Annotated in this window: 10 protein-coding genes; 7 read left to right on the top strand and 3 right to left on the bottom strand. The window is 66.2% G+C overall.

All coding sequences use genetic code 11. The annotated features are described in order from the left end of the window. A partial coding sequence (glmM, locus tag JHC99_RS12410) for a phosphoglucosamine mutase (protein ID WP_292154662.1) occupies window positions 1-964 on the bottom strand: 964 nt, incomplete at its 3' end. A 147-nt stretch (window positions 965-1,111) separates the two neighbouring features. On the opposite strand from glmM, the gene glmS reads away from it, so the two are divergent. The 3 genes from glmS (at window position 1,112) to JHC99_RS12395 (ending at window position 7,168) form a co-directional block, all read left to right on the top strand. Then, a complete protein-coding gene (glmS, locus tag JHC99_RS12405) occupies window positions 1,112-2,929 on the top strand; it encodes a glutamine--fructose-6-phosphate transaminase (isomerizing) (protein ID WP_292154661.1) in 1,818 nt (605 codons plus the stop codon). Window positions 2,930-3,054: 125 nt separating this feature from the next. Then, entirely contained in the window at window positions 3,055-5,526 is a 2,472-nt protein-coding gene (locus JHC99_RS12400; protein ID WP_292154659.1) for an ATP-binding protein, read from the top strand. A 403-nt stretch (window positions 5,527-5,929) separates the two neighbouring features. Further along, window positions 5,930-7,168: an argininosuccinate synthase gene (locus JHC99_RS12395; RefSeq protein WP_292154657.1), complete on the top strand. Its 1,239-nt coding sequence runs from the start codon at window positions 5,930-5,932 to the stop codon at window positions 7,166-7,168. A 12-nt stretch (window positions 7,169-7,180) separates the two neighbouring features. On the opposite strand, the gene pyrF is transcribed toward JHC99_RS12395, so the two are convergent. Then, a complete protein-coding gene (pyrF, locus tag JHC99_RS12390; protein ID WP_292154656.1) occupies window positions 7,181-7,912 on the bottom strand; it encodes an orotidine-5'-phosphate decarboxylase in 732 nt (243 codons plus the stop codon). 84 nt (window positions 7,913-7,996) lie between these two features. Between pyrF and JHC99_RS12385 the strand changes: the two genes are divergently transcribed. Continuing rightward, window positions 7,997-8,695: a MarC family protein gene (locus JHC99_RS12385; protein ID WP_292154654.1), complete on the top strand. Its 699-nt coding sequence runs from the start codon at window positions 7,997-7,999 to the stop codon at window positions 8,693-8,695. 234 nt (window positions 8,696-8,929) lie between these two features. Here JHC99_RS12385 and JHC99_RS12380 read toward each other — a convergent pair whose 3' ends face one another. After that, entirely contained in the window at window positions 8,930-9,652 is a 723-nt protein-coding gene (locus tag JHC99_RS12380) for a TetR/AcrR family transcriptional regulator (protein ID WP_292154652.1), read from the bottom strand. Window positions 9,653-9,830: 178 nt separating this feature from the next. On the opposite strand from JHC99_RS12380, the gene JHC99_RS12375 reads away from it, so the two are divergent. The 3 genes from JHC99_RS12375 to JHC99_RS12365 all read left to right on the top strand — a co-directional run. Then, on the top strand, window positions 9,831-12,056 hold the full coding sequence (locus tag JHC99_RS12375) for a TonB-dependent receptor (RefSeq protein ID WP_292154650.1): 2,226 nt from the start codon (window positions 9,831-9,833) through the stop codon (window positions 12,054-12,056). Between the two features lie 135 nt (window positions 12,057-12,191). Next, complete coding sequence (locus tag JHC99_RS12370) at window positions 12,192-13,511, top strand: MFS transporter (RefSeq protein WP_292154648.1); 1,320 nt, start codon at window positions 12,192-12,194, stop codon at window positions 13,509-13,511. Between the two features lie 114 nt (window positions 13,512-13,625). Further along, the coding region (locus tag JHC99_RS12365; protein ID WP_292154646.1) for an ATP-grasp domain-containing protein at window positions 13,626-14,475 on the top strand (850 nt) is incomplete at its 3' end.

The raw sequence follows: 14,475 nt of genomic DNA, 5'->3' as shown, positions 1-14,475 counted from the left end.
CGCGCATCCGCTCCATCACATAGCGGTCGCCGACCTTGGTCCGCTCCAGCGTCAGCCCTTCGGCCTTGAGCGCCCTCTCCAGCCCCAGGTTGGACATCACCGTCGCCACCACGCCGCCGCCTTCAAGCAGGCCGCGCCGCGCCCAGTCCAGCCCGATCAGGGCCATGATCTGGTCCCCGTCCACCACCTTGCCGTTCTCGTCGCAGATGATCAGCCGGTCGGCGTCCCCATCCAGGGCGATACCGATGTCGGCCCGGTACTGCTTGACCGCCGCCGACAGGGTCTGGGGATGTGTCGAGCCGCATTCGGCATTGATGTTGGTGCCGTTCGGGGTCACCCCCACCGAACAGACCTCGGCCCCCAGTTCATACAGGGTCGTCGGCGCGACCTTGTACCCGGCCCCGTTGGCGCAATCGATCGCGATGCGTAAGCCTTGCAGGCTCAGGTGACGCGGGAAGGCCGCCTTGGCGATCTCGATATATCGCGCCTGGGCGTCGTCGATCCGCTTGACCCGGCCCAGCGCGCTCGACCCCGCCAGGCCTTCCTCCAGGCCCGCGTCCATCATCCCCTCGATCTTCAGCTCGGTCTCGTCCGACAGCTTGTAGCCGTCGGGCCCGAACAGCTTGATCCCGTTGTCGGCATAGTCGTTGTGCGAGGCGGAGATCATGACCCCCAGGTCCGCCCGCATCGACCGCGTCATCATCGCCACCCCCGGGGTCGGCAGGGGCCCGAAGGTCAGCACGTCCATGCCCACCGACGCGAACCCCGCCACCAGCGCCGGCTCGATCGTATAGCCCGACAGCCGCGTATCCTTGCCGATCACCACCAGATGGCGCCGGTCGTCGCCCGACATGAACAGCTTGCCGGCCGCAAGCCCGACCCTCAGCGCCACCTCGGCCGTCATCGGATAGGTGTTGGCCCGGCCGCGGATGCCGTCGGTGCCGAAATATTTCCTGTCGCCCAAAGCGGGTCTCCTGATCGTTTCGGCGGCCGTCCTGACACGGAAACCTTCCGAAACTCCATATTAGCTGTCTTGCCCCTTAATATCCCATAGAGGCGAGTCCGGATCGAAGTCCGCAGGCGTCGCGGCGACCCATCTGGAGCAGAACTTATGTGCGGCATCATCGGCATCGTCGGTAAGACCTCCGTCGCCGACCGCCTGGTCGAAAGCCTCAAGCGGCTGGAATACCGGGGCTACGACTCGGCCGGCATCGCCGCCAAGGTCGACGGCGTGCTGGAACGTCGCCGCGCGCCCGGCAAGCTGAAGGAGCTTGAAAAGGTCCTGGCCGCCGAGCCGCTGGAGGCCACCACCGGCATCGGCCACACCCGCTGGGCCACCCACGGCGCCCCGACCGAGGCCAACGCCCACCCGCATATCGCCGGGCGCGTCGCCGTGGTCCACAACGGCATCATCGAGAATTTCGCCGAGCTGAAGGCCGAGCTGATCGCCGCCGGCCGCGTCTTCTCCTCCGACACCGACACCGAGGTGGTCGCCCACCTGCTGGACCAGAACCTCAACACCGGCCTCGCCCCGCTGGCTGCCTTCAAGGCCACCCTGGACCGGCTCTCCGGCGCCTTTGCCCTGTGCGTCCTGATCGGCGGCGAGGACGAGGTCATCCTGGCCGCGCGGAACGGCCCGCCGCTGGCGGTCGGCCACGGCGACGGCGAGATGTTCATCGGTTCCGACGGCCTGGCGCTGGGCCCCTTCACCAACAAGATCACCTATCTGGAGGACGGCGACTACGTCCTGCTCAGCCACGACGGTGCCCGCGTCTTCGACGCCACCGGAGAGGTCGCCCGCCCGGTCAAGACCGTCCCCGCCTCGGCCGCCCTTATGGAAAAGGGCAACTATCGCCACTTCATGGAAAAGGAGATCCACGACCAGCCGGAAGGGTGCCAGCGCACCATCGCCGCCTATGTGGACGTCCTGAACGGCACCGCCTCCATCCCCGGAGACATCGACTGGAAAAATTTTGAGCGGATCCAGATCGTCGCCTGCGGCACCTCCTGGATCGCCGGTATGATCGGCCGCTACCTGATCGAGGCCCTTGCCGACCTGCCCGTGGATGTCGAGATCGCGTCCGAGTTCCGCTATCGCAACCCGTCGCTGCGCCCCAATGCGCTCGCCATCGCCATGAGCCAGTCAGGCGAGACCGCCGACACCCTGGCCGCCCTGCGCCACTGCAAGGCCGCCGGCATGAAGTCCGCCGTCGTCGTCAACGCTCCTGAATCGACCATGGCGCGCGAGGTCGACCACGTCTGGCCGATCCATTGCGGGCCCGAGATCGGCGTCGCTTCGACCAAGGCCTTCACCGCCCAGGTCAGCGTGATGATCGCCCTGGCCATCGCCGCCGCCCGCGCGCGGGGCAAGATCGACGCGGCCGAGGAACAGCGCCTGGTCAAGGTCCTGCTGGGCGCCCCCCGCCTGATCGCCGAGGCCATCGGCCTGGAAGCCGCCATCAAGGACATCGCCACAGAGATCGCCAAGGCCCGCGACGTCCTCTACCTCGGTCGCGGCCCCATGTCGGCGCTTGCGCTCGAAGGCGCGCTGAAGCTCAAGGAGATCAGCTATATCCACGCCGAGGGCTATGCCGCCGGCGAGCTGAAACACGGGCCAATCGCCCTGGTCGACGAGGCTACCCCCATCATCATCCTGGCCCCCTTCGACACCTGGTTCGAGAAGTCCGCCTCAAACATGAGCGAGGTCATGGCTCGGGGCGGTCAGGTCGTCTTCATCACCGACCCCGAAGGCGCCCAACACGCCCCCGCCGGCGCCAAGGTCGTCGTCACGGCTCCGGCGTGCGACCCCCTGATCTCCGCCCTGGTCATGTCCGCCCCGATCCAGCTCCTCGCCTACCACGTCGCCGTGGTGAAGGGTGCCGACGTGGACCAGCCCCGGAACCTGGCCAAGTCGGTGACGGTGGAATAGGGCGACCAACGCTCGAACGGCCGACGCTGCCGGCCTTGATGAGGCGCGGCTGATGTCCGAGCTTCAGGCAAACCGGATCTTAACCACGGAATCCTTATCTTCTCGCAGGTGGGGAAGGTCTGCTGATGAATAACGCGACAGAAAGCGGCCGGCTGGCGGAGCTGGACCGGTTCGAGGTGCTGGACACCCCGGCAGAACCTCTTTTCGACAGCCTGACGGCTCTGGCGGCACAGACGTTCGACACGCCCATCGCGCTGATCTCCCTCGTCGATCAGGAGCGACAGTGGTTCAAGGCCTGCATCGGCCTCGATGTGGATCACACCGCCCGCGAGATTTCGTTCTGCCAGCACGCCATCGTCTCGGATGACGTCTTCGTGGTCCGGGACGCGGCCAGTGATGCGCGGTTCAGGGATAATCCCCTGGTCACGGGGGCGCCTGACATCCGCTTCTACGCAGGCGCTCCCCTGGTGACCCCTGAGGGACATCGTCTGGGGACGCTCTGCATCATCGATACGGTGGCGCGCGATTTCTCCGCCTCCGACGCGTCACGTCTGCAGGCCATCGCCAGGAGTGTCATGCAGGCCCTGTTGCTGCGGCTCGACGGCCGCGAACGCCAGCGCATCGCCGTCATCGCCGCACAACAGGCCGAACTGCTCAAACTTGCCGAGGAAATGTCCGGCGTCGGCACCTGGTCATGGGACGTCGCGTCCGACCGGACGGTATGGTCCGACGCGGTCTATCGGATTCACGGCTACGCCCCCGGTGCCGAGCCGCCACCGCTTCAGGGGGTGCTTGAACGATATCACCCTGATGATGCGAAGCGTCTGGGCGAACTGGTCGAGCGCGCCGTCACCCACGGTGAGGATTACGGCCTGGAGGCGCGCATCTATCGTCCCGATGGATCGCAACGACACGTCGTCGCCAGAGGCGCGTGCCGCCGCGATGCCTCCGGCGCTGTCGTCGCCCTCGTCGGGACATTCCAGGACGTCACCGAGCATGTGACGGCGGAAAGGTTCGTCCGCACCGTGACCGACAATCTGCCGGGCATGGTGGGCTACTGGGACCGCGAACTGCGTTGCCGGTTTGCCAATGCCGCCTATGTCGAATGGTTTGGTCGCTCGCCCGAGGCCATGCGAGACATCACCCTGCCCGAACTTCTCGGCCCAACCCTGTTCGAGATTAACAGAGCCCACATCGGCGGGGCGCTCAATGGCCAGACCCAGTCCTTCCAGCGAACCCTCATAAAGCCGTCAGGAGAAGTCGGTCATACCTGGACGAACTATATCCCGGACCTGGATGCCGATGGACGAGCCCAGGGATTCTATGTGCTCGTGAGCGACGTCACGGCCCTCAAACGTGTCGAGGACGAGCTTCAGGCAGCGAACACCCTTCTGACCGTGGCTCGGGACGAAGCCGAAGCCGCGGTGTCCGTGAAGGCGGAGTTCCTCGCCAATGTAAGCCATGAACTGCGGACGCCGCTGACGAGCATCATCGGGTTCTCCAATCTGCTGGAACCGCGTCTGGCCGGCGACGAAGTCAGCCACCGTTTTGCGTCCCGTATCCGCCACGCCGCCGACGCCCTGTTGACGGCCGTGAATGATATCCTGGACTTCTCCAAGCTTGAGGCCGGCCAGGTCGAGATTGAACCCCGACCCGTCCATGTCGCGCGGTTCCTCGACGACGCCGTCGGCCTTCTGGCCCCCCAGGCGGCCGAGAAGGGACTGAGCCTGATCTGTGACTCGGCGCGGGCACCGGACACACCGGTGATGCTGGACGACACCCGTCTGCGCCAGATTCTGCTCAACCTCGTCAGCAATGCCGTGAAGTTCACCGGTACGGGTTCCGTCACCGTCTCCGTGGAGCGGGTGGTAATAACGAAACGTCTTCGCTTCGAGGTGCGTGACACCGGCAGCGGTATCCCCGTCGAACGCCAGGAGCGACTGTTCAAGCGCTTTTCGCAGGTCGACGCCTCAACGACACGCCTGCACGGCGGCACGGGACTTGGCCTGGCCATCTGCAAGGGGCTGGTCGAGGCCATGGGCGGCGACATCGGCGTGCAAAGCGTCCTCGGCGAGGGTAGCGTGTTCTTCTTCGAGGTCCCGCTGGTCGAGGCTGGTGCGGCATTGCTGATGTCCGATGGTCATCGCCGGGATGGACCTGAGCCACTTGCCGGGCTTCGCCTCCTCGTCGTCGACGACAATGCGTTCAACCGTGAACTCGTCCGTCTGATCGGCACAGCGGCCGGGATGGATATACTCGAGGCGGATTGCGGTGAGGCCGGTATTGGCCTGGCGCGAGAACACCCCGTTGATCTCATCCTGATGGATATGCGCATGCCGGGCATGGATGGAGCGACCGCGGCCCGCGCCATCGCCTCGGGCACCGGTCCGAACGCAGCGACACCGATCCTCGCGTTCAGTGCCGATGTCGCAACCCAGGCCGGGGCGGCCGGCGCGGTGGGTCCATTTTCGGGGGCCGTCGCGAAGCCGCTGGTTCCCGCCTCCCTGCTTCAAGGACTGCGGGAAGCTCTCGCGAGCCCCCCGTCGCCTGCAGGCCGTCGGCTGACTTTCGAAGGCGATCGGCAACACGCGCACTGACGTCGCGAATTTTTTCTCGCCCACCCAAACACCGCATTTCGCGCCCAAAGCCCCGTCCCGCCTGAACGCGATACGTCGCTCGAAGGCTTCGACCTGACGTGCTTTCCGGCCGTGGTAGGATACTCGCGCAAATTAAATCGAGGTGGGCACCGCACGCACATCACCGGACAGTCCGGCGGGGCCGACCGCCGATCCGGAATTCAGACCCTTCAGATCATTCAGACCCTTTGTTTTTCATCCATCGCCAAACCCGATCCATCCCAACGACATCGCGTTTCAAACCACTCAGACCTTTCAGACCCTGTTTTTCCCATCCACCCCTTTGACCCACAGGTCTTGCATCCGCCGCCTTCACGCCGTTTAAGCGCGCGCAACCGCCTCCCCGCGATCCAGGGTCCTCGCCATGTCCAAAGCCTCGTCCGCCCCCGTCAAGAAGGTCGTCCTTGCCTATTCGGGCGGGCTCGACACCTCGATCATCCTGAAGTGGCTGCAGACGGAATATAACGCCGAGGTGGTGACCTTCACCGCCGACCTGGGCCAGGGCGAGGAGCTGGGGCCGGCACGCGAGAAGGCGCTGAAGATGGGGATCAAGCCCGAGAACATCTTCATCGACGACCTGAGGGAAGAGTTCGTGCGCGACTTCGTCTTCCCGATGTTCCGCGCCAACACCGTTTATGAGGGCCAGTATCTGCTGGGCACCTCGATCGCCCGGCCGCTGATCGCCAAACGCCAGATCGAGATCGCCCGCATGGTCGGCGCCGACGCCGTCTGTCACGGCGCGACCGGCAAGGGCAACGACCAGGTCCGGTTCGAGATCGGCTACTATGCGCTGGAGCCCGACATCCGCGTCATCGCCCCCTGGCGCGAGTGGGAATACCGCAGCCGCGAGGCCCTGCTGGACTTCGCCGAGAAGAACCAGATCCCCATCGCCAAGGACAAGCGCGGCGAGGCGCCGTTCAGCGTCGACGCCAACCTTCTGCACTCGTCCAGCGAGGGCAAGGTGCTGGAAGACCCCGCCGTCGAGGCCCCCGAGTTCGTCCACCAGCGCACGATCAGCCCCGAGGACGCGCCGGACAAGCCGCACGTCTTCACGATGACCTTCGAGAAGGGGGACCCGGTCGCCATCGACGGCGTGGCCATGTCGCCGGCCACGATCCTGACCAAGCTGAACGAACTGGGCCATGCCAACGGCGTCGGACGCCTCGACCTGGTCGAGAACCGATACGTCGGGATGAAGTCGCGCGGCGTCTATGAGACCCCCGGCGGGACCATCCTGCTGGCCGCGCACCGGGGCATCGAGTCCATCACCCTGGACGGCGGGTCGATGCACCTGAAGGACCAGCTGATGCCCAAATATGCAGAGCTGATCTACAACGGCTTCTGGTTCGCCCCCGAGCGGCTGATGCTTCAGCAAGCCATTGATTACTCACAGCAAAAAGTGTCCGGCACCGTCACGATCAAGCTCTACAAGGGCAATGTCGGCATCATCGGCCGCGAGAGCCCCTACAGCCTCTACGACCAGGACCTGGTGACCTTCGAGGAGGGCGTCCAGGCTTATGACCACAACGACGCGGCCGGCTTCATCAAGCTGAACGCGCTGCGCCTGCGGGTGCTGGCCAAGCGCGACGCGCGTCAGGTCTAGACGGGGAGGGGCCTAGACCAGCGCCATCAGTCCCGCGATGGCCAGGGCCGCGGCCCTCGGGTCGGTGGCCGCGCTGATCGGGCGGCCGATGACCAGATGGGTGGCCCCGTCCCTCAGGGCCTGTTCCGGCGTCGCTGCCCGGGCCTGATCGTCCAGGGCAGCACCGGCGGGACGAACGCCCGGGGTGACGATCAGGAAGTCGTCGCGACCGGCGGCGAGGGCGATCTCGCGCACCCGGGCGGCCTCGTGCGGGCTGGAAACCACCCCGTCGATCCCGGCCTCCAGCGCCTGTCTTACCCGGTGCTCGACCAGCAGGGCCGGGGACAGACTGTGGTCGTCGGCGATCAGGTCGTCGGCGTCCAGGCTGGTCAGGACCGTGACTCCCAGCACTTTAAGCCCCGATCCGGCCACCCCCCGCGCCGCCGCCGCCATGACCTGCGGCCGGGCATGGACGGTCAGCAGGTCGCAGCCCGCCTCGGCCAGCACCGCCGCCGCCTTCTCCACCGTCGCCCCGATGTCGTGCAGCTTCCAGTCTAGGAAGATGCGGTGTCCGCTCGCCTTCAGCTCCCGCGCCAGCCCCATCCCGTCCGAAGCGAACAGCTGCAGCCCGATCTTGTAGAAGCCCACGGCGTCGGACGTCGCCGCGACCAGAGCCCGGGCCTCGGCGACCGTCGGCAGGTCCAGCGCGCAGATCAGGCGGGGGTCGGGCGGCCGGTTGGGGCGCACTTCGGCGGTGGGGGTCATCGACGGACTCGCGCGGAGCGGCTAAGCGTGGCGCTCTGAGACGTCGCGCTAGGGCCGGCGTGGGACTGGGGCTGAGGACACGGCATGGACGCGCTCGATCTGGGGGTCAACCTGTTCGTGGCCCTGTTCGCCCTGCTGGACCCGATCGGCAACATCCCCATCTTCGCCGCCGCCACGGCCGGGGCGACGATGCGCCAGCGGCTGTCGGTCTCGGCCCTGATCTGCCTGTTCATCGCCGCCTTCCTGGCCTTCTTCTTCTTCACCGGCCTGGGGCTGCTTCAGTTCTTCGGCATCTCGCTGGCGGCCTTCCGGATCGCGGGCGGCATACTGCTGCTGTTGCTGGGCCTCGACATGACCCGCGAGGATTTCCTGACCATGTTCGCCGATGCCGACGCCCAGGCCGATGCCAAGGATGTGCGGGGCTATGCGCGGCGGCGGTTCAAGCGGCTGATCGTGCCCTTCGCCATGCCCCTGCTGATCGGGCCCGGCGCGATCTCGACCATCATCATCCAGGCGGGGGAGGCGACCAAGGTCGGGCCGGCCGGGACGGTCGCGGGGGTGGTCGCCATCGGCGCGGCCAGCCTGGCCACCTTCGTGGTCTTCACCCTGACCGGGCCCATCAGCCGTCTGATCGGCGAGGTCGGGATGGCGATCGTGGTGCGGGTTCTGGGCCTGATCCTCTGCGCCCTGGCGATCCAGTTCATCCTGGCGGGTCTGGGAGAAGCCATCCCGGGCATGTTCTCCGGCGCCGTGACCTCGCCCTATCCGTCAGGCGGGCATTAGGTCCGATCAAAGGCATCTGGCGGTGGCGGTGCTGAAAACACACCGCCAAACCGCCAAACCGCCAACGGGGCGATCGTCCAGAGCGGACATGGATCGTCCCGGCCTGTGGGCGCGCGTCACCGGTCCGCGCCCGGACATCTGAACGATTCAAAGACCTTGCTGTACGAACTGGGGATGCCGCAGACCGGGCGCAAGGCATAAGAAGGAAAATATTCCTCTACCGGAAGGCCGGTTTCAAGGCGTTTCCGGCCGCGCGCAGACCGCCCGGAACCCCGCCGCTGCGAACCGGACCATATAGGCGCAGGCGCTCTCGAGATCTCCCGACCGCGCCAACCCGCCCGACAGCCGGTCCAGCCGCCCGGTCTCGCCCAGGGTCAGGGTCAGGGCGCCCGACAGGTTGTGATATCCCCAGTACAGGTCCACCTCCCGGGCCCAGGGCATGACCCGGGCGATCAGCTCGATCAGCCGGTGGATGGCCGGGTCGAAATAGCGGGCCATGGTCTCGCCCCCGAAGGCGGGGTTGGCGTTGGTCTGGGCGACCAGGGCCGCATAGTGTTTCCAGCCCGGCCCGCCCTTGAGCGAATACTCGAACGGCGGCCGCAGGAAGGCATCGAGCAGCCCCTCCAGTGTCATCGCCTCGCCCATCTCAGCTGCATAGCGGTTGATGGCGTCGACCCGCTCGGCGTTCCAGACGGCTGCCCGCCTGAGGAAGACCGCGTCGAACAGGCCCCGCTTGGCCCCGAAATAATAGTGGACCAGGGCGGTATCGACGCCCGCCTCGCGCGCCACCTCGCGGATGGTAACGCCATAGAAGCCGTGCTTCGAGAACAGGTCCTCGGACGCATCGAGGATCATCTCGCGGGTGTCCGGCGTCGCGCCCGGCGCGGCCTTGGGCGGACGGCCGCGCCGGGCCGGGGCGGGCGCGGGGTTCTGGTGAGTGGCGTCCGACTTGGTCATCCGGCCACGCTAGTCTCGCAGCCGCCCCCTGTGCAACGGCGCCACAGACACGGACAGATGGCGGCGCAGGCAAGCGGAGCCGTTTGACACCGGGCGAAAACGGGGTCAGTTTCAGGAAAATCATCGAACGCTGAATAAAAGCGTCGTGGCTGGAAACAACAGGAACGGAAAGACCCACATGAAACGATTCATGAAGAGCGCGCTGCTGGCCGGCGCGGCTATGGCTGCCATTTCGTCGGGCGCCTATGCCCAGGACGCCGTGCCCCAGAATGACGCCGCCTCGCTGGACGACGTCGTCGTCACCGCGCGCCGCCGCGACGAACAGCTGAAGGACGTGCCGGTCGCCGTCTCGGCCCTGAGCGAAGAGCGTCTGGAACAGACGGGCGCCGCCGACATCACCGCCCTGCAACAACAGACCCCGAACGCCACGGTCCAGGTCGCGCGCGGTTCCAACTCGACCCTGATCTCCTTCATTCGCGGCGTGGGCCAGCAGGATCCGCTCTGGGGCTTCGAGCCCGGCGTCGGCCTCTATGTCGACGACGTCTATGTGGCCCGCCCCCAGGGCGCAGTGCTCGACATCTATGACGTGGCCCGTATCGAGGTGCTGCGCGGCCCTCAAGGTTCGCTGTACGGCCGCAACACGGTCGGCGGCGCGATCAAATATGTGACCTCGCGCCTGTCGCTCGATCCGTCGCTGACCCTGCGCGGGACCGTCGGTTCCTACAGCCAGGTCGACGGCATGATCGCCGGTTCGGTCCCGATCACCGATCAACTGCGCGTCGGCGGAGCGATCGCCAGCTACAACCGCGACGGTTTCGGCAAGAACCTGAACACCGGGGCGGAGCACTACAACAAGGACGTCCTGGGCGGCCGGATCAGCGTCGAGTACCAGCCCTACGACAACGCCTTCTTCCGCCTGGCCTACGACCGGGTCGAGGACAACTCCAACCCCCGCCACGGCCACCGCGAAGTCGCCGGCGTCACCGCCGGTTCGGGCATCCCGGGCAGCGTCTATGACACCCGCGCCGGTATCGGCGACACCAATGAGGTGACGACCGAGGGCGTCTCCCTGACGGCCGAGATCAACCTGTCGGACATCTGGACCTTCAAGTCGATCACCGCCTATCGCAGCGGCGACACCAACACCGTCATCGACTTCGACAACACGCCGGGTGCCACGCTGGACATCCCCGCCATCTACGGCGACCACCAGTTCACGCAGGAGTTCCAGTTCCTGTTCGAGACCGACCGGATTCAGGGCGTCGCCGGCCTGTACTACCTGAACGGCACCGCCTCGGGGGCGTTCGACACCATCGCCGGGGCCCTGGGCATCGTCATCGGCACGGCGGGCTATGTCGACACCGAGAGCGTCGCCCTGTTCACCGACGTCAACTTCGACCTAACCGAGCGGCTGCACCTGGGTATTGGCGCCCGCTATACCAGCGACAGCAAGACCGGTGACGTGTTCCGCGCCAACTACCTGACGGCGGCCCGCAGTCCGCTGCTGGGCGGCACGCCGCGCGCCACCCTGGGCGCCCCGCGCACGGACTACACCAACTCCAAGAGCTTCGACGACTTCTCGCCCCGCGTGGCGGTGTCGTATGACTTCTCTGACGCAATCACCGGCTATGTCTCGTGGTCGAGCGGCTTCAAGTCGGGCGGTTTCGACATGCGCGGCGACGCTATCTCGACGCCCCAGACGGTCAATGGCTACAACCCTGAAACCGTCGACTCCTACGAAGCCGGTCTGAAGGGTTCGCTGTTCGACCGTCGCCTGTCGTTCTCGTCGGCGGTCTTCTACAATGAATATTCGGACCAGCAGGTCACCACCCAGGTGCCGATCCTGAACGCGGCGGGCGTCGCCACCGGAATCGCCTCCTTCGTCGACAACGTCGGCTCCTCGACCATCTACGGCGCGGAGTTCGAGGGCGCGGCCTATCTGAGCGACAACCTGACGGCCAACTTCGCCATCGGTTACCTGAAGGCCGAGTTCGACGAGTTCAACCGCTTCAACCTGACCACGCGCGTGTTCGAGAACATCGCCAATCAGGTCGTGCTCCAGAATGCGCCCGAATTGACCGGCTATTTCGGCCTGACCTGGACCGGCCAGGTGTTCGGCGGCGGCCTGGCCGTCACCCCCTCGGTCAGCTACCGCGACGACTACAGCCAGTTCGAGTTCCCCAACCCGATCCTGGATCAACAGGCCTTCAGCCTGGTCGACCTGACGGTGATCTGGACCGATCCTTCGGACCGGTGGACCGTGGGCCTGTACGGCAAGAACCTGACGGATGAGGAATACCGCGTCGGCGCCTACAACTTCGCGGGCGCCACCTTCGACAACTCGCTGATCGGCTACTACGGCCCGCCGCGCACCTTCTCGGCGTCGCTGCAGTACAAGTTCTAGAAACAGACGACAGCCTGCGGATCGGGGCGGCGGTGAGGACCGCCGCCCTTTTTCGTTCGGCCGCTTTTCCTTGCATGACCGGGCCAGCCCGATAGGCTCGCTCCCAACGACAAGAACACGTCCAGGAAACCCCAGATGAGCACGACATCGGTCGATCGCGGGATCGGTCCCGCAGCCAATCCCGGCTACCGCGCCTATGTGCTGGGCCTGTTGATGGTGGTCTACACCTTCAACTTCATCGACCGGCAGATCCTCGCCATCCTGGCCCCCTACATCAAGGTCGAGCTGGGCTTCTCCGACAGCCAGATGGGGCTGCTGGGCGGGCCGGCCTTTGCCCTCGTCTATTCGACCCTGGCCCTGCCGATCGCGTGGTTCGCCGATCGCCACAGCCGCACCTCGATCATCGCGGCCTCGCTGGCGATATGGAGCGGGTTCACGGCCCTGTGCGGCCTGGCCTTCGGGTTCTGGAGTCTGTTCGGCGCGCGCATGGGCGTGGGCGTAGGCGAGGCGGGCGGCGTCGCTCCGTCCTATTCGCTGGTGTCGGACTATTTCCCCAAGGCCCAGCGGGCGCGGGCCCTGGCCGTCTATTCATTCGGCGTGCCGATCGGGACGGCGCTGGGTTATCTGTTCGGCGGGCTGCTGGCGGCCCTGATCGACTGGCGGATCGCCTTCGTGGTCGTCGGCCTGGCAGGACTGCTGCTCGCGCCCTTGCTCAAATTCACGGTCAAGGACCCGGTCCGGGGTGGTTTCGACAGGGCGGAAACGGCGCCGGGTGAGGTCGAGGTCGCCCACGTCGCGACCAAGGCCGCGACCTTCGGCGAGGTCTGGGCGGTGCTGCTCAGGAAGCCCAGCTTCTGGTTCCTGGCCTTCGGGGCCGCCTGTTCGTCGGTCTACGGCTATGGCGCGGCCTTCTGGCTGCCCAGCTTCTTCCAGCGGTCGATGGGGATGGAGGGGGTCGAGCGCGCCCTCTATATCGCCGGCATCGCCTTCATCGGCGGCACGGCAGGCATCTGGCTGGGTGGCTGGCTGGCCGACAAGCTGGGCGGCGGCGTGCGCAAGGCCGCCTATCCGCTGGTCCCTGCCGTCGGCTTCCTGATCGCCGTGCCGCTGTTCTTCCTGGCGATGAACGTGGACAACAAATGGCTCGCCTTCCTGCTGTTCCTGGTGCCCCAGGCTCTGTCGCTCGCCTGGCTGGGTCCGGTGGTGACGGCGGTCCAGCATCTGGTGCCGGCCCATATGCGCTCCACCGCCTCGGCCAGCTTCCTGCTGATCAACAATCTGGTCGGGATCGGGCTGGGCATCTATCTGCTGGGGGCGGTGTCCGACTATCTGACGCCGCGCTTCGCCGAGGAGGCCCTCCGGTACTCGCTGTATGTCGGTCAGTGGTTCTATGCCCTGGCGGCGATCCTGCTGATCGTCTCGGCCCGGACCCTGAAACGCGACTGGGTGGACTGATCCATTTCACCTTCCGGCGAATAACGCAGTGTTGCACCTGCGAAGGAGCCGCGCCTATAAGCGCGACCAAATCTTCCCCAAGGGCCATTTTTCCCTAAGAGATCGCGGGCGCACATGAACATTCACGAATACCAGGCCAAGCAGGTCCTCAAGAGCTTCGGCGCTCCGGTCGCCGAAGGCGTCGCGGTCACCTCGGTCGATCAGGTCGAGGCGGCGGCAAAATCCCTGCCCGGTCCCCTGTATGTCGTGAAATCCCAGATCCACGCCGGCGGGCGCGGCAAGGGCAAGTTCAAGGAACTGCCGGCCGACGCCAAGGGCGGCGTCCGCCTGGCCTTCTCGGTCGAGGAAGCGGTCAAGCATGCCGGCGAGATGCTGGGCAACACCCTGGTCACCGCCCAGACGGGTGACGCCGGCAAGCAGGTCAACCGCCTGTACATCGAGGACGGCGCCGACATCGAGCGCGAGCTGTACTGTTCGCTGCTGGTTGACCGCGCCCACGGCCGCATCGCCTATGTCGTCTCGACCGAAGGCGGCATGGACATCGAGGCCGTCGCCCACGACACGCCCGAAAAGATCCAGACCATCGTCATCGACCCCGAGACCGGCGTGACCGAGGCCGACGTGGCCACGATCAACGCCGCCTACGGCCTGACCGGCGACGCGGCCGAGGACGGCAAGTCGCTGTTCCCGATCCTGTATAAAGCCTTCGTCGAGAAGGACATGGCGATGCTGGAGGTGAACCCCCTCATCGTCATGAAGGACGGCCACCTGCGCGTGCTGGATGCCAAGGTCAGCTTCGACGGCAACGCCCTGTTCCGCCACGACGACATGAAGGCGCTGCGCGACGAGACCGAGGAAGACGCCAAGGAGATCGAGGCCTCCGAGTGGGACCTCGCCTACGTCGCGCTCGACGGCAACATCGGCTGCATGGTCAACGGCGCCGGCCTGGCCATGGCGACGATGG

The organism is Brevundimonas sp., assembly GCF_016463485.1.
In the GTDB taxonomy this organism is placed as follows: domain Bacteria; phylum Pseudomonadota; class Alphaproteobacteria; order Caulobacterales; family Caulobacteraceae; genus Brevundimonas.
This window is presented reverse-complemented; position numbering and strand designations above follow the sequence as displayed.

Bases quoted from the DNA above. Each gene is read 5' to 3' on its own strand.
- glmS (WP_292154661.1), top strand. From the start codon at position 1,112: ATGTGCGGCATCATCGGCATCGTCGGTAAGACCTCCGTCGCCGACCGC.
- JHC99_RS12400 (WP_292154659.1), top strand. From the start codon at position 3,055: ATGAATAACGCGACAGAAAGCGGCCGGCTGGCGGAGCTGGACCGGTTC.
- JHC99_RS12395 (WP_292154657.1), top strand. From the start codon at position 5,930: ATGTCCAAAGCCTCGTCCGCCCCCGTCAAGAAGGTCGTCCTTGCCTAT.
- pyrF (WP_292154656.1), bottom strand. From the start codon at position 7,912: ATGACCCCCACCGCCGAAGTGCGCCCCAACCGGCCGCCCGACCCCCGC.
- JHC99_RS12385 (WP_292154654.1), top strand. From the start codon at position 7,997: ATGGACGCGCTCGATCTGGGGGTCAACCTGTTCGTGGCCCTGTTCGCC.
- JHC99_RS12380 (WP_292154652.1), bottom strand. From the start codon at position 9,652: ATGACCAAGTCGGACGCCACTCACCAGAACCCCGCGCCCGCCCCGGCC.
- JHC99_RS12375 (WP_292154650.1), top strand. From the start codon at position 9,831: ATGAAACGATTCATGAAGAGCGCGCTGCTGGCCGGCGCGGCTATGGCT.
- JHC99_RS12370 (WP_292154648.1), top strand. From the start codon at position 12,192: ATGAGCACGACATCGGTCGATCGCGGGATCGGTCCCGCAGCCAATCCC.